Origin of the sequence: Granulicatella sp. 572.rep1_STHE (assembly GCF_001073445.1) — a bacterium.
Taxonomy (GTDB): Bacteria; Bacillota; Bacilli; order Lactobacillales; family Aerococcaceae; genus Granulicatella; species Granulicatella adiacens.
The window spans coordinates 87457-103154 of sequence record NZ_JVBO01000009.1 but is presented as its reverse complement, the minus strand read 5'-3'; the positions used below and the strand labels follow the sequence as shown (position 1 = coordinate 103154).

Below are 15698 nucleotides of genomic sequence, written 5' to 3'. Positions count from 1 at the left end.
GGCTCTTTGTCAAATAGTGTTGATGAAGAATATTAGGAAGGGATTAAGCAACTAATTGTTGCTTAATTCCTTTTTGTTTTGGGCCAAACATTTTTGTTATTAAAATAATCCTGTTCCTAAAGTGATAATAGTTTCTAAAGCCATAGGCATTTCTTTTGAGCACTTTTATTTTATTGTTTATTCCTTCAATAGGTCCGTTTGTTCTAGTTGGATGCTCACAAGTATTTTGAATATATGGCAGGTAAGTAATTAGAGTTTTTAATACTCTTTTTAAACCAGAAGATAGGTCTAATTGTGTAGCTGCTTCAATCATTTCCTTGAATTCTATATAATCTCTAGCTTGAATACATTCACGAAGTGAATGTACAACCTCATAATCATTTTTAAGAGATGGATTGTTTTCCAAAATATAATCCACGATTCCTTTACTTGTTATAAAACTTTCAAAAAGCTTATAACGATTATATTTATAGTTCTGAAGTTCGTTAGGATTCTTTAAAATGAACTTCCAATAGTGTTTTAACTTTCGATATAATTTAGGGTCTTTATAACGATGCTTATTCATGACACGTACCCGAGTACGATTTAATTCTCTATTTAAGGCTTGTACGATATGAAAAGGATCAATGATAATTTTTGCGTTAGGAAACATTTCTTTTATTAATTGAATGTACGGTAGGTACATGTCGATTGAGATAGTTTTTACCATTAATCTAGTCTTGGGCTCAAAACGATGAAAATATCTTTTCAAATTGTAAGATTTTCTATCTCGTACAACATCGACCAGCTTGTGTGTAGTGCTATCACAAATAATGAAACTCATATTACTATCGGAAGATTTAACGGATTTAAATTCATCAAAGCATAAATGCGCAGGTAAATCATGTAATGGTTTAATCGTTAAGAATCGTGCTGTATCATCTATGATACGTCTGACAGTATGAACTGAAACATTTGTTTCTTTTGCGATATATGTTTCAGATACTGTTTCACTTATTTTTGATTTGATTTCGTTTTTTAATCGTTTCGAGATATGACAGTGTTTTTCTACAATTCGACTAGTGTCTGCGGTAAATGAAGAGCCGCATTCTCTACAGAGAAATCTCTGCTTGCGTAGATTTAAGTAGGCCGGAAGGCCTGAAACAGAACAGAGAGTGATACGAGAAGTTTTCGTCCCATTTTTAACAATATTATGATTTTGGCTAACACATCCACAGACGGTACAAAATTCTGGTTTATGCGTATATGTAGCTGAATAAAATAAAGATTTTCTCTTTTTAAATATCTTCTCTTGAACTTTATTATCCCAAATAATATTTTTATCTTTGATTTGTAGCGTAGCTTCTAGTATATTGTTCATATGGTCATCATCCTTTTGTATTAGGTTTAGGCGCTTTTAATATAATGGATGTTGGCCTTTTTGTATACACTAAAATAGGGTTGTGGAAAATTTCCATCAACCCTAAAAATTATAGAACCATAAATATTCGAAAAGAAGCTAGAGGTGCTCTCTAGCTTCTTTTTTTTGATAAAAAATAAATGATAGTCGGCGAATGTGTATTTTGTTGGTTGCAACCCTTTAAAGAAGTTAGTACACTAATATAGATGAGAATACGAAGAAAGGGGGATTGCGAATGCAGAGGAAATATGCCGTCATCGATTTAGAAACAACGGGACCTAAGTACGAACAAGGGGACCGTATTTTCCAATTTGGGTGTACCTTGATCACTGATCATAAAATTGTTGAACATATGACTTTAAACATAAATCCGGAGCAGAGTATTCCCTTTGAAATACAGTTATTAACGGGTGTAACAAATGCTGATGTTGAAAAAGCACCTTATTTTGATGAAGTGGCAATGAATATTTACAATCTGTTAGAAGGTCGAACTCTTGTAGCCCATAATGTTGGATTTGACGGACCTTTTATCATTGCTGCTTTAAAAGAGGCTCTAGGGATTGAGTTAGAAGTTCCTTTTATAGATACTGTTCAATTGGCTCAAATTTGTTATCCTTCAGCTATTAGTTATCGTTTAAGTGACTTAACAAATATGTTAAAAATTCCTCATACGCAAGTTCATACAGCTGGAAGTGACGCTCGGGCAACTGCCCAATTATTTTTAATACTTCAAGAAAAAATTCGTAGTTTTTCTAAGGTAACGCTTGAACAATTAGTTGAATTTTCAAGTGAACTTATTGGGGATACGGGGGATATTTTTAAGGAAGCCCTCAGTATTTCTAAAGGAAAAGATAGTAATAATTATTTAATTGAAAATGGTTTTGTAGTGTCGAAGAAGGTTTTTGAAGAAAAAAGTTTTCCAACAACTACTAAAGTTTCTGCGTTGAATGCCTATAGTCAATTAGTTGAAAATCAATTTTTAAAAGATAATGATTCTCAAAGAAAAATTATTAAAAAAATTCTTGAAACATTAGAAGAAGAGGAACCCATTCATTTTATAGAAGCACCTCCTGGTTCTGGGAAAACGTATGCTTATCTTCTTGCTGCTCTTGAAAAGGCGACAAAACAAAAACCTATTTGGATTGTTACCTCAAATTTATTACTTCAGCAACAATTGTATGAAGATAGTGTACTTCCAATAGTAAGCGCCTTAAAGATTAAAAATCCTATTGTTTCAATAAAGGGACAAAGAAATTATATTGATTTAGAAGCTTTCTCTTACAAAATTAGTCAGTTAAAAAATGACAAGAGTCCAAGGGTCAGTTTGTCAGTTATGGGCTTAGTTGTTTGGATTACTGAAACTGAAACAGGAGATTTATCAGAATGTAATCAAGTCCTATACCAATCATCTCTTTGGAAAGATATTTGTGTGAAAGAGAATTCTAAAAAGGAAAGTTTATATTGGACTAAAGCGGTTCAATCTGTTCAAAAAAGCAATATTGTAGTAACAAATCATGCGTTTTTAATTCATTATGCGTCTACAATGTCTCATCAGATGAAACCAATTGTTCTATTAGACGAAGTGCAACAGTTTGAACACTCACTAGAACAATACGGAACCGTACCGATTAAATTCTCGAACTTGTTCTTATTACAACAATTATGGAGTGATTACTATCTAAATTCGATGACAAATTTTTCGAAAGATGAGGAGCATTTGTCCAGAACAATAAACCGCAAACTTTTAGAAATTTGTGACTTATATGAAACTTGGTTTGAAGAATTGAATAGAGGAAACTATTTGAAGGAATCTATTGTTTTTACAAATGAAGAATGGATTGAAACGATTCATCATGAAATGATTCGAGCGTTCACAAAGTCCATTATTCAGTTAATGAATTATCTTCAAGAAAATTCAGGAAAGACAAGTTTATTTGAGAATAGCATTCAATTATTACAAGAAATGAAGGATTCCTTGCTCAAATTCCAAGAGTCCAATCATTCGTATTTCGTCATTGAACGAAAAGACCAATTTGGACAAACAACAATAGAAGTATCGAGAGTTGACTCAGTTACTCACATTTTTAATCATTTTAAGAAAACAATTAAGAAGTTAATAGGGATTTCTGCAACCATTCCAACTTTTACTCCTTTATTTTACGATTTAAAAGCAAAAGAGAACCTTACAATTATGGACTCCAAAGTGAATTCGTCCGCCCACCATATTTTTATTCCAAATGACTTAGTTTCTGTTACTGCAGCTTCAAGTAACCAATATCACGAACAAATCGCATATTGTATTCAACAGATTTATGAACGTAATGGGGGCAGAATGTTAGTTTTAATGCATTCCATTGAGGCATTGATGGCAGTAGAAGATTTGATGGTTAATTATTGTAAAAAAAATCATATTGAATTACTAGCTCAAAAAGGATCTCAATTAGGACGGAAAATTCAAAGAAGATTCCAAGAAAAGAGTGATTCCATTTTATTAGGAGTATACAGTTTCTGGGAAGGATTTGATAGTGGTGGAGTTTCTATAGACTCTTTAGTAATTACTAAATTACCTTTTCCAAATCCAGTTACAACCCATCAACAAATTGTTCAATTGGAGATGAAAGAACAGAATCGTTCCTACTTTGCTCATTATTCGATTAAAATGATGCTTCTTCAACTTTATCAAGGATTAGGTCGATTTAGTCGTCCATCACAAAAGAATGCAGAAATATGGATTTTAGATGTACGAGCCTCTATTAGTAAGTATTCCGAGAAAGTAAAAAATATATTTCCAGAAAGTGCAATAGTTATCGAAAAGACCTTCAAAAAATGTTTGAATAGTGCGCGTATAAAAAATAAAGATTAACTAAGTTTAGGATTATTTTATAAGGGGATGTTGGTATTTTTGCTTAGAATAGCGTATAATACCTTTATCTATGAAAGTTAGAGTTGAGGAGAGAAATTGATGAAAAGAAAATCAATGTTTATTCTATTACTCACTTTATTTCTATTATTTTTAGCTGGCGCACAAATCTTTTTAACGAGTGTTGATCCAAAAATAAAAAAACGTAATGAAGCATTAACATTGATGGCTCCCAAAGTGGAGTTTTCTAAGGTAACTAAGTTTTATTGGTTTAATAATGACAAATCTTACTACACAATTATGGGTGAAGACACTGAAGGAAAAGCAATTTATGCGATTACTCCTGAAGAAGGTGGAGAAGTGACCATTCTTCAGCAATCTGCAGTAGTGAACGAAGAAGAGGCACGTTCCATTACAGCTCAAGCAAAACCAGATGTTGAGGTTTTAGAAGCGAGAATGGGTATTTTAAATGGAGAACCAGTATGGGAAGTGAATTATAGAATGAATAATCAAAGAATTGGTTACTACTATATTTCGGCTCAGAATGGACAATGGATTAAAGATATTGAGAATATATAGAAATTGGTGATTTATGGTTAAAATTTCAAAGAGAGTATCAAGAATTTTACCGTCAGGGACTTTAGCAATGACTCAAAAGGCCAGAGAATTAAAGGAGAAAGGTCGGAAGGTTATTAGTCTTTCGATTGGAGAACCAGATTTCAATACTCCAGAACAAATCACAGATGCAGCCATTACTGCTTTAAAAAGCCATGAAACGGATCACTATACTCCAGCGTTAGGAATAGATTCTTTACGCCAAGCAATTTGTGATTATCATTATCGAAGAGACGGAATACGTTTAGAAAAGAATCAAGTAGCAACTTTTTCAGGAGCAAAATTTGCTTTGTATTCAGTTTTCATGACTTTAGTCGACCCTGGAGATGAGGTGTTAATTCCAATCCCTTATTGGGTTAGTTACGCTGAGCAAGTTCAATTAGCAGAAGGTGTTCCAGTATATATTGAAACTAAAGAAAAAAATTCATTTAAAGTAACGATTGACTTACTAAATGAATATGTGACTGAAAAGACAAAACTCTTGTTATTAAATGCGCCATCGAATCCATCCGGGCTCCTTTATACAAAAGATGAGCTATTTGCAATTGGAAATTGGGCCTTAGAACACGACATTTTTGTAATAGCAGATGAAATTTATTATGAATTAGTGTATGGTGAAGATTCAATTAGTATGGCCAGCTTATCAAAGGAAATTTTTGATAATACACTTATTGTAAATGGTTTATCGAAATCTGTAGCAATGACGGGTTGGCGTTTAGGATATGTTTTTGGTCCTCAAAAAGTTATAAGAGCTTTAAATGACCTTACAAGCCATACGACTAGCAATCCTGCTGCGGTTACTCAATATGCGGCTATTCGTGCGTTTGATGAAGATATGGAAGTCGTTAAGACGCAGATGCGTGAAAAATTTCAATTAAGGATTGACTTGTTTCATCAACTTCTGAACGAAATTCAAGGAATCAAGTGTGAAAAGCCTAAAGGAGCTTTCTATTTGTTTGCGAATATAAAAACAGCCATGCATATTGTTGGTGTTGCCTCGTCAGAAGAATTTGCTTTAAAACTTTTGGAAGAAGCTGGAGTGGCTACTGTATCTGGAGAGAATTTTGGATGCAATGGCTTTCTAAGGCTTAGCTGCGCTAGTAGTGAAGAAGAGTTAAGAGAAGCAGCAAAACGTATTAAAGAATTTATTGAATCATATTTGTAAAGGAAGAGGGATATTTTGAAAACTATAACAATGAATCAAGCAAAAGATTACGTTGGACAAACCGTTAAAATTGGTGCTTGGGTTACCAATAAACGTTCTAGCGGAAAAATCGCATTCTTACAATTGCGTGATGGAAAAGCTTATTTCCAAGGAATTGTAGTGAAAGCTGATGTAAATGAAGAAACATTTGAATTAGCAAAAGGATTAACTCAAGAAAGTTCTGTATTCGTAACAGGTGTTGTACAAGAGGATACTCGTTCTAAATTAGGATATGAGTTATTGGTAAAAGACATTGAGTTAATTGGTGAGAGTCATGAATACCCAATTACTCCAAAAGAGCATGGTACTGACTTCTTAATGGACCACCGTCACTTATGGTTACGTTCAACAAAACAACATGCTATTATGGAAATTCGTAATGCGATTATATATGCATCGTATGAATTCTTTGATAAAAATGGATTCATTAAATTCGATAGTCCAATTCTTTCAGGAAATGCGGCAGAAGATTCTACAGAATTATTCGAAACGGATTACTTTGGAGAACCAGCATTTTTAACACAATCTGGTCAATTATATTTAGAAGCTGGAGCAATGACATTTGGTCGTGTATTCGACTTCGGACCTGTATTCCGTGCAGAAAAATCTAAAACTCGTCGTCATTTAACTGAGTTCTGGATGATGGATGCGGAGTATTTATACTTAACACATGACGAGTCATTAGACTTACAAGAAGCATACGTTAAAGCGTTAATTCAAGGAGTACTAGACCGTGCACCTCATGCGTTAGAAACTCTTGAACGTGATACTGAATTATTGAAGAAATATATTAGCGAACCGTTCAAACGTATCACATACGATGAAGCGATTGATTTGTTACAAGCGCACGAAAATGATGAAGATACGGACTACGAACATCTAGAACATGGAGATGATTTCGGTTCACCACACGAAACTTGGATTTCAAACCACTTTGGTGTTCCAACATTCGTCATCAACTATCCAACTGAAATTAAAGCTTTCTACATGAAACCAGTTCCTGGAAATGAAAGTCGTGTATTATGTGCGGACTTACTTGCTCCGGAAGGATACGGGGAAGTTATTGGGGGTAGTGAGCGTGAAACGGACTATGATAAATTATTAGACAGAATTAAATCAAATGGATTAAATCCAGATGACTACGCATTCTACTTAGATTTACGTAAATTCGGTTCTGTGCCTCATTCAGGATTTGGACTTGGTCTAGAACGTATGGTAACATTTGTAGCTGGTACGAAACATATTCGTGAAGCTATCCCATTCCCACGCTTACTAAACCGTATTTACCCATAATAAAATGAAAATAAAGGAGCCGCTGACATGTGTCGTTGGCTCTTTTTTAGAAGAGGGAGGAATTCAAATGGCAATAACATTCCAAGAGTATTGGATGTTTAGTGGTTCCACAACAGTACCTAATGTATTGATACAATATTATCGGCATTTACAATTAAGTGCAGATGAATGTTTGTTAATTTCTTGGTTATTACAAAGGCATACAGAAGAATACTTCGTTTTAAATGTAGAAGAAACTTGTAAAACATTTGGACTGGATGAAAAGCAATTATTTGGAATTATTCAACATTTAATGGATAGACAAGTACTAGTCATTCAACAAAGAGAAACTCAAACTGAAAAAAAGGTAGATTATTACAGTTTTAAACCTTTAATGCAACAATTAGAGATTGCATATAAGCAACATTCCATCAAAAATAAAGAGCAAAAACAGTCTGATATTAACTTGTTAGCTTTAATTGAACAGGAATTTGGCAGACCACTTAGTTCCTTTGAAATTCAGAATGTATCTAGTTGGATTCACCAGGATCATTATCCACAAGAAATTATTATTGCAGCATTAAAGGAATGTGTATTAAATCAGGTCTTCACGATTAAATATATGGATAAGATTCTTTTGAGTTGGCATCGAAAAGGAATTAAAACTTTACAACAGCTTGCTACTGAAAAGAGTCGAATCAAAAATAATCAAGTTGAACTACAAGCTAGTCCTCTAGATAAAACTAAAGTACCGATGATTCATTGGACGAAAAGGTGATTTATGTTATCGAAAGCAAAAACTATTGAAGCAGTAGAGAGAATGGAAAAACTATTTCCTAATGCGCACTGTGAATTGAATCATGAAACACCTTTTCAACTTTTAATTGCAACGATCTTAAGTGCACAGGCTACAGATAAAGGCGTTAATAAAGTGACGCCGAAGCTTTTTGCAATTTATCCCACTGCTCATGCTCTAGCAAATAGTGAAGAAGAAGTTGTAATTGAGTGTATTCAATCATTAGGATTATACCGAAATAAAGCCAAAAATATTAGACTTTGTGCCCAGCAACTTGTTGAAAAATATAATGGTGAAGTTCCAAGAACAAGAGAAGAATTGGTTTCGCTAGCAGGTGTAGGGCGAAAAACAGCAAATGTTGTACTAAGTGTTGCTTTTGGCTTACCAGCTTTTGCTGTAGATACTCATGTGGAAAGAGTAAGCAAAAGATTACAGATTTGTAAACAGTCAGCATCCGTTCTTGAGATTGAAGAAACCTTATGTAAAAAGTTACCTAAAAATAAATGGGGAAGGGCTCATCATTGGATGATTTTCTTTGGAAGATATCATTGTACGGCTAGGAGTCCGAAGTGTCAGGGATGTCCATTGTTAGATCTTTGTGCATATGGTCAAAAAGAAGTTTAAAAAAACGTTGGACAATGTCCAACGTTTTTTTAAATGATAAAGAAAAATCCATATAAAAATGACATTACAATTAAATACCAATGTAAGTATGTAAATTGTCGATTAACAGAAAATTCTTTTCGATAGTATATTTGATATAAAATTGGAATCAATAAGGATAATGAGAATAAAATGGTTCCCAAAATACTGAAGGAGCCTAGATACCAGACAAAGTAGATAATTGTTCCAATTAGCCAAGAAAGATTAAATAAAACAGTACAAATTGCGACTACTGGACCATAGTGTCTTTTTCCTTCTCTAATTTCAACCAAACGTGATTTAACATGAGAAACATATAATCCAAATAAAATGTATTGGAATAATTGAATGCCAATTTCTTTAGAAACCGCGCCACTTAAAATAAACAAAGTGATGAAATTCCCCAAATAATATTTTGAAATACTATTTAAAAATGAATGATAAATATAAAACATATCATTTGTCTTCAATTCAAACAAGTGACCGTGGTTCAGAATCACTATTAAAAGTAAAAGAAGAACAATTCTTAAAGATACATTTTGATAAAAATAGACTAGAAGAGAAAGTAGCAGTATATCTGTAATAGCTATAAAAATCCATCTTTTCAATTCTGGATGGTTAGCAAATTTTCTAAATGAATTTTCTTGCAAATAAATAATGACAAAGAACAAAAACAATACTGAAAAATGAGTAAAGTGAAATTGTTGTTGTCTTACAGCAAGAAGAAGTCCGATTAAACAATATCCTAAAGGAGCTAAAATAAAATTCAGCCAAGGAGAGGTTAGTTGATGTAAGATGTTCGAAACGGACATAGACTGTGGTTCGTTGTTCATAAAAATACCTCATTCTTAATTATAGTTTAATGATATGGAATAATGCCGTTCTTGTCAAGATGAGGGGATTTAAAGGCGTTTTTTAGATTCTTCAAAAAGAAAACTATTTCTTTAATATGAAATCAATGAAAATTTTTTCTATATATGTTCATCTTTTCATTTGATGAAAATGTGAATATATAGAATATTTAACAATTATCCTATGTTAATTGTTATGTAAATGTGATATTATGAACATATAAATCATTGATTTATTACCAGTAAACCAAGAAAAGAGGAATAAATATGAAAAAAACCAGAAAAATTGCATTTTTATCGTTCTTATTAGTATTTTTAGCAGCACTCTTCTCCCTAACTTCACGAAATGCTTCTGCGGATACCTCTCCGACAGTTACTGGTAATTTTGCTGATGCCATAACTAGTTTAAGTATTTCTAATAATGAAGGCGGAAAGTTAGATTGGGATCTAGCACAATGGGCAACTTTTAGAATTAATGCTACATTTGATTTAAGCGATAAGGATGTTAAAGCAGGCGACAAGACGATTTTAACAGTTCCTGATGCATTGATTATCACTTCGACTAGCTTTGAAATTCGAGATGTCAATACAAAAGAAGTGATTGCGCATGCAACAGTAGATGCCAATAACAAAACTTTAACATTAGAATATACGGATTATGTGGAAAAGCATTCAGATACAAATGGTAAATTCTTCTTCTATGCTAGAGTAGATTTCAAAAAACACCCACAAGCTGGAGAGATTTCGATAGATCTAACCGTAAACAAAGAAACAAAAGTCGCTGGAAAAATCAAATTCAAAGGCATTGGAGATGGAAATCCAACACTTTTCACAAAAACTAGTTGGGTAAACAATACAGACTATAAAACTGTTTCCTACAATATTTCTGTTAACCGAACGAAGCAGAATTTAAAAGAAGTTACAATAGAAGATCAGTTACAATATCATAATGCTTCTTATGTGAAAGATAGTTTTCGAATTTATAAAGGAAAATTTAATTACGTAAATGGTGAATGGCAATTTACTGACAGAACGGATGTAACAAGTCAACATAAAATTACTTTTGGTGCAGATGGAAAGTCTTTTGTTGCTGAACTAGGAGATATTAGTGAAACAGATCAATATCGTATTTCATATGATGTCAGATTAAACTATTCTCCATTAGACGGAGAACTGTTGAAAAATGATGCGAGATTAAAAGCGAAAGGAATTGTTCAAAAAGAAGTCACAAATGCTTCTGCTGTGCAAGTAGCCGGAGGGTCTGGAATTGGTTATGTATTCACCATTAATGTTCATAAAGTAGATGATGAAAATAAACCATTAGCTGGGGTGAAATTTAAACTGACTCGATTAAGAAATAATCAAGTAATAGGAGAATATGTCACTGATTCTAATGGAAATATCACGGTACCTTCATTATTAAAAGATAAATATACACTTACAGAAGTTGAAACACTTCCGGGATATAAAATTGAAACACCTGAAACAGATGTAAATATTGCTGACTTTGCGGCTGATAGAACAGTTACAAAAACAATTGTAAATCCAAAAGAACAAACAACTACAACTACGACTACAACAACTACTACGACTTCTACAACTACAACGTCAACCACAACAACTGAAGAGGCTACAACAGTAACGACTACAACAGAGTCTCCTTCAACGACAACAGAAGTGCCAAGTACTGTTGAAACGACAGAGAACACTACAACTACTGAAGAAAAACCAGAATTGCCTAATACTGGTACTTCGAATTATAATATTTTAGTTTTATTAGCAGGCTTATTCTTAGTGACTTCATTTGTAGTTATTCGTAAAGAACAAAAATAACAAATATTTAATATGGAAAGCCTAGGTTTATACTTAGGCTTTTTTATTAAGTTTAAAATTTGTATTTAAGTCGATTATAAATTTCCGTTGAGTACTTAATGATAATTGATTTTACTATCATTTTTTTATAAAAGTGCTATAATAGGAAAAGTTAAAAATGATATTCCCGAAAGGATGCACCATGTGTAGATGCCTTGTAACCGGAATTGAATGGGGGAAAAGAAATGGAAAAAATTTTATTTACATCGGAATCCGTAACAGAAGGACATCCCGATAAAGTCGCAGACCAAATTAGTGATGGTATTTTAGATGCCATTCTTACTCAAGATCCAACTGCTCGTGTAGCCTGTGAGACAGTAGTAAACACTGGTTTAGTCGTTTTAGTAGGAGAAATCACAACGAGTGCGGTTGTTGATTACCAACAAGTTGCTCGTGATACGATTCGTAAAATAGGATACACTGACCGCAAGTATGGATACGATGCTGATGCAGTTGCGGTGATGGTTTCTTTAGACAAGCAATCACCAGATATTGCAATGGGTGTTGATGATGCATTAGAAACTCGTGGGCAAGCAGAAGAATTTGGAGCAGGGGACCAAGGTTTAATGTTTGGTTATGCCACAAACGAAACGAAATCTTATATGCCATTGCCAATTGATTTAAGTCATAAGTTAGCTTATCAACTTGCAAAAGTTCGTAAGGAAAAACAATTAGATTACTTAGGTCCAGATGGAAAAGTTCAAGTAACAATTGAATATACTCCTGAACATAAAGTAAAACGTATTGATACAATTGTTGTAAGTACACAACATGATGAAGAGATTTCTCAAGAGCAAATCAGAAAAGACGTACTTAAGTATGTTGTAAAACCAGTCGTACCTTCTGAATTACTTGACGATGAAACACGTTACTTTATTAATCCAACTGGTAAATTCGTTATCGGTGGACCTGTTGGAGACTCAGGATTAACTGGACGTAAAATTATCGTGGATACTTACGGTGGTTATGCACGTCATGGTGGTGGAGCTTTCTCTGGTAAAGACTCTACTAAAGTAGACCGTTCTGCAAGTTATGCAGCTCGTTATATTGCAAAAAATGTTGTTGCAGCTGGTTTAGCTGATAAATGCGAAATCCAATTAGCCTATGCCATTGGGGTTGCACAACCTGTTTCAATTGCTGTAGATACTTTTGGAACTAACCACGTACCAGAAGATAAAATCATTGAAGTCATTCGTAAAGAGTTCCGCTTAACTCCAAAAGGAATTATTGAAACACTAAACTTACGTAGACCTATCTATCAACAAACTGCAGCTTATGGTCATTTTGGTAGAACAGATATTGAACTTCCATGGGAACAACTGAATAAAGTAGAAGAGTTAAAAGCTTATTTTGCTTAAACGATCATGAAGAAAGCCAACCTCAATGAGGTTGGCTTTTCATTTAAAGTAGAAAATTATCATATATGATAATTTTCTGCTTTTTTTCTATGACATAACAAATTGGTGGGCAGTTGATTTGATTGATAAATTGATATTTTAAAACGGACCATTCCTTTTGAGAAAGAGCTGAAATGAGTTCTTCAACAGCATCCTTTTCTTCTAACCCACCGTCATGACCATAGTAGGAAACGATGATTATTTTTCCATTTTTCTCTAGTCGTCCAAGCAAAATTTGGATGGCTTCCAGAGTGGAAGAGGGAATTGTGATGATTTTTTTATCACTTCCAGGTAAATAACCAAGATTAAAAATAGCTAATCTAACACGCTCGTCTGGTTCTAAATAGTTTGAAATGTTCGCGTGAGAGTCTAGAATACAAGTCACTTTTGGGGCTAAGTCATATTTTTGTAATAATTGTCTTGTTTGTAAACTAGCTGTTTCTTGAATATCAAAAGATAAAATTTTTGAAGTCGAATCTATATGTTGTGCCAAAAAAAGTGTGTCATGTCCATTTCCTGCGGTTGCGTCGATAAATAGTCCATTTTCTAAATTTGCGGAAAGTATCATTTCGTGGCTAAATTGTTGAGCGTTCTTCAAAATAAACACCTCTTAAGTAAAATTTTACAATTTGTTACATATTTTTTACGGATATTAAGAGTATACGACGTTTTGCGTGTTCGCGCAACGTTCCCCTACACATTCAATTTTATCCTACTATAATGGATTACGAATTAGTTTTTAGATGGAGGATAAAAGGATGACAGAAACAAAACACGAAAGATATTTACGTTTAAAAAAAGAAAATCAAATGAAGGCTTTAAAAGCTGCTAATAAAAATTTACAAAAGACAGTTGCTGTCGTTGGAGCAACTACAGTAGCAGGTTTAGCATTAGCGCCAAAATCTCATGCATATACTGTACCTACGAATCAAGTACAAACTCCAGCTCAACGTTTTTTAAATAAGATTATTCCTGCAGCTCAACAAGCTACTGAAGGAAAAGATGTCTATACTTCAGTAATGATCGCACAGGCAGCTCTAGAATCTGCATGGGGAACAAGTGCGTTAGCTTCTGAACCAAACCATAACTTATTTGGTGTAAAAGGGAACTACAATGGTCAATCTGTCAATATGTATACTTTAGAAGATGCTGGAGCGCAAAACTACTACGGTATTCATGATAATTTTAGAAAATATCCATCATACAAAGAATCAATGGATGATTATGTAGATAAAATTGTTAATGGGATTAAAGGGGCTCCAATGTTCTATTCTGGTGCATGGAAGAGCCGTACAAATAGCTATCAAGATGCTACACGTTATTTAACTGGCCGTTATGCAACGGACACTGCGTATTATGCTAAATTAAACCGCATTATTGAACAATTTGGATTGACAAAATATGATAATGGAACTGCTACGGCTATCGCAGCGTCAATTGAAGAAAAATCTTCAATTGGAGGACAATATACTGTTCAAGCAGGGGATACATTATATGCTATCAGCCGTAAATCGGGTGTTAGTGTAAATCAATTATTGTCTTTAAATGGATTATCATTAAATTCAGTGATTCGTCCAGGACAATCTTTATCATTAGGAAATAATACAAAACAAACTACTAATACAGTAGTATCAACTCCTGTAAGTACTACATCTGTTTCAAAAGCAAATGGTACTTATACTGTAAAAGCTGGTGATACCCTATATGGTATCAGTCGTAAATTCGGGATGAGCTTATCTCAATTAATTTCATCCAATGGAATTTCTACATCAAGTATCATTCGTCCAGGACAAACATTACGTGTAGTTGGTGGTGAAGCTTCTGCTACAGTAGTTAGAACATCTACTTCTACAGCTCGTACAAGCGGTGGAAACTATGTTGTCCAATCGGGAGACACTTTATACAGTATCGCTCGTCGTTCAGGAATGAGTTTACATTCATTATTAACATTAAATGGTTTATCTCAATCATCTATCATTTATCCTGGTCAAAGTTTAACAGTGAGTCAATCAGAAGGAAACTTCTCAACTCCAGTAAGTACTAAAACAAATAGCGCATCTTCAGTAGTATCAACTTCAGGGACCTATACTGTAAAAGCAGGGGATACATTATATAGTATTGCTCGTCGTTCAGGTGTGAGCTTGAATTCGTTATTATCATTAAATGGACTATCTCAATCTTCAGTGATTCGTCCTGGTCAAACACTAAACGTTTCAGGAGCTTCAAATGCAACAGTTGCCACTCCAGTAAGTACCGCTAGTCAAGCAACTTCAACTTCAGGGACCTATACTGTAAAAGCAGGAGATACTTTATATCGTATTGCTCATAATCATGGAATTTCATTAAGAACATTACTTTCAGTGAATGGATTATCAGAAACTAGTACAATCCGTCCAGGTCAACAATTATTAGTGTCAGGTTCAGCACAAACAACTGCCTCATACTCATCAACACAAGCCGTTTCTTCTGGGGCTAAAACTCATACAGTTAAAGCGGGAGAAGGGTTATGGCGTATTGCTAGAACTTACGGACTTTCATTAGAACAATTAAAAGCTTTAAATGGCTTAACTTCAAATGTTATCCGAGTTGGTCAAGTGTTGAAAGTTTCAAAATAATCTGCTAGAATAATACTCACAAAAGCAGATAGAGGAATAGTAAGTTTCTTTGAAAGTAGTAGAGAGTGCATGGTTGGTGAAAATGCATCAATTCGATAAACTGAACTCGCCTTTTTAGCCGAACTCTGAAAGATTAGTAAGAGTTTCCGCCTCGCCAGCGTTACAGGTAAGAAGA

The 15698-nt window shown here is 33.8% G+C and carries 12 protein-coding genes, 1 riboswitch and 1 other annotated feature (1 of these 14 running past the window's edge); of the genes, 9 read left to right on the top strand and 3 right to left on the bottom strand.

Features of this window, described 5'->3' with window-relative positions; translation table 11 throughout:
* Window positions 1-43 precede the first annotated feature (43 nt).
* On the bottom strand, window positions 44-1360 hold the full coding sequence (locus ADH99_RS01260; RefSeq protein WP_049554475.1) for an ISL3 family transposase: 1317 nt from the start codon (window positions 1358-1360) through the stop codon (window positions 44-46).
* Window positions 1361-1634: 274 nt separating this feature from the next.
* Between ADH99_RS01260 and ADH99_RS01255 the strand changes: the two genes are divergently transcribed.
* The 6 genes from ADH99_RS01255 to nth all read left to right on the top strand — a co-directional run bounded on the left by ADH99_RS01255 (window position 1635) and on the right by nth (window position 8770).
* Window positions 1635-4262, top strand: coding sequence for an exonuclease domain-containing protein (locus tag ADH99_RS01255; protein ID WP_049555439.1), 2628 nt, complete (start codon window positions 1635-1637; stop codon window positions 4260-4262).
* Window positions 4263-4361: 99 nt separating this feature from the next.
* Window positions 4362-4838 carry a DUF5590 domain-containing protein gene (locus ADH99_RS01250; RefSeq protein ID WP_049555440.1) on the top strand — a complete coding sequence of 159 codons (477 nt, stop codon included), beginning with the start codon at window positions 4362-4364 and terminating at the stop codon, window positions 4836-4838.
* A gap of 13 nt (window positions 4839-4851) precedes the next feature.
* Window positions 4852-6039 carry a pyridoxal phosphate-dependent aminotransferase gene (locus ADH99_RS10410; RefSeq protein WP_049555441.1) on the top strand — a complete coding sequence of 396 codons (1188 nt, stop codon included), beginning with the start codon at window positions 4852-4854 and terminating at the stop codon, window positions 6037-6039.
* A 30-nt stretch (window positions 6040-6069) separates the two neighbouring features.
* A complete protein-coding gene (asnS, locus tag ADH99_RS10405) occupies window positions 6070-7371 on the top strand; it encodes an asparagine--tRNA ligase (protein ID WP_049555503.1) in 1302 nt (433 codons plus the stop codon).
* Window positions 7372-7438: 67 nt separating this feature from the next.
* Complete coding sequence (locus ADH99_RS01235) at window positions 7439-8128, top strand: DnaD domain-containing protein (protein ID WP_049555442.1); 690 nt, start codon at window positions 7439-7441, stop codon at window positions 8126-8128.
* A gap of 3 nt (window positions 8129-8131) precedes the next feature.
* Window positions 8132-8770 carry an endonuclease III gene (nth, locus tag ADH99_RS01230; protein WP_049555443.1) on the top strand — a complete coding sequence of 213 codons (639 nt, stop codon included), beginning with the start codon at window positions 8132-8134 and terminating at the stop codon, window positions 8768-8770.
* Window positions 8771-8799: 29 nt separating this feature from the next.
* Here nth and ADH99_RS01225 read toward each other — a convergent pair whose 3' ends face one another.
* On the bottom strand, window positions 8800-9621 hold the full coding sequence (locus ADH99_RS01225; RefSeq protein ID WP_049555444.1) for a hypothetical protein: 822 nt from the start codon (window positions 9619-9621) through the stop codon (window positions 8800-8802).
* 285 nt (window positions 9622-9906) lie between these two features.
* Here ADH99_RS01225 and ADH99_RS01220 point away from each other — a divergent pair, with 285 nt between their 5' ends.
* The gene (locus ADH99_RS01220) at window positions 9907-11472 is read left to right on the top strand and encodes an LPXTG cell wall anchor domain-containing protein (RefSeq protein WP_049555445.1); all 1566 of its coding nucleotides are present in this window, start codon (window positions 9907-9909) and stop codon (window positions 11470-11472) included.
* A gap of 146 nt (window positions 11473-11618) precedes the next feature.
* A riboswitch (SMK box riboswitch) is annotated at window positions 11619-11699 on the top strand.
* Window positions 11697-12869, top strand: coding sequence for a methionine adenosyltransferase (gene metK / locus ADH99_RS01215; RefSeq protein WP_049555446.1), 1173 nt, complete (start codon window positions 11697-11699; stop codon window positions 12867-12869). (Overlaps the previous riboswitch by 3 nt.)
* 43 nt (window positions 12870-12912) lie before the next feature.
* Here the strand turns inward: metK and ADH99_RS01210 are convergent, their stop codons facing one another.
* Window positions 12913-13515, bottom strand: coding sequence for a tRNA (mnm(5)s(2)U34)-methyltransferase (locus ADH99_RS01210; protein ID WP_082160281.1), 603 nt, complete (start codon window positions 13513-13515; stop codon window positions 12913-12915).
* Between the two features lie 151 nt (window positions 13516-13666).
* Between ADH99_RS01210 and ADH99_RS01205 the strand changes: the two genes are divergently transcribed.
* Window positions 13667-15523, top strand: coding sequence for a LysM peptidoglycan-binding domain-containing protein (locus ADH99_RS01205; RefSeq protein ID WP_244266386.1), 1857 nt, complete (start codon window positions 13667-13669; stop codon window positions 15521-15523).
* Between the two features lie 18 nt (window positions 15524-15541).
* Window positions 15542-15698: a binding site (T-box leader), on the top strand; it runs 39 nt beyond the window's last position.

Coding starts and splice junctions, on each gene's coding strand:
- asnS (WP_049555503.1), top strand. CDS start 6,070: ATGAATCAAGCAAAAGATTACGTTGGACAAACCGTTAAAATTGGTGCT.
- metK (WP_049555446.1), top strand. CDS start 11,697: ATGGAAAAAATTTTATTTACATCGGAATCCGTAACAGAAGGACATCCC.
- ADH99_RS01260 (WP_049554475.1), bottom strand. CDS start 1,360: ATGAACAATATACTAGAAGCTACGCTACAAATCAAAGATAAAAATATT.
- ADH99_RS01205 (WP_244266386.1), top strand. CDS start 13,667: ATGACAGAAACAAAACACGAAAGATATTTACGTTTAAAAAAAGAAAAT.
- ADH99_RS01235 (WP_049555442.1), top strand. CDS start 7,439: ATGGCAATAACATTCCAAGAGTATTGGATGTTTAGTGGTTCCACAACA.
- ADH99_RS01255 (WP_049555439.1), top strand. CDS start 1,635: ATGCAGAGGAAATATGCCGTCATCGATTTAGAAACAACGGGACCTAAG.
- ADH99_RS01220 (WP_049555445.1), top strand. CDS start 9,907: ATGAAAAAAACCAGAAAAATTGCATTTTTATCGTTCTTATTAGTATTT.
- ADH99_RS10410 (WP_049555441.1), top strand. CDS start 4,852: ATGGTTAAAATTTCAAAGAGAGTATCAAGAATTTTACCGTCAGGGACT.
- ADH99_RS01250 (WP_049555440.1), top strand. CDS start 4,362: ATGAAAAGAAAATCAATGTTTATTCTATTACTCACTTTATTTCTATTA.
- ADH99_RS01225 (WP_049555444.1), bottom strand. CDS start 9,621: ATGAACAACGAACCACAGTCTATGTCCGTTTCGAACATCTTACATCAA.
- nth (WP_049555443.1), top strand. CDS start 8,132: ATGTTATCGAAAGCAAAAACTATTGAAGCAGTAGAGAGAATGGAAAAA.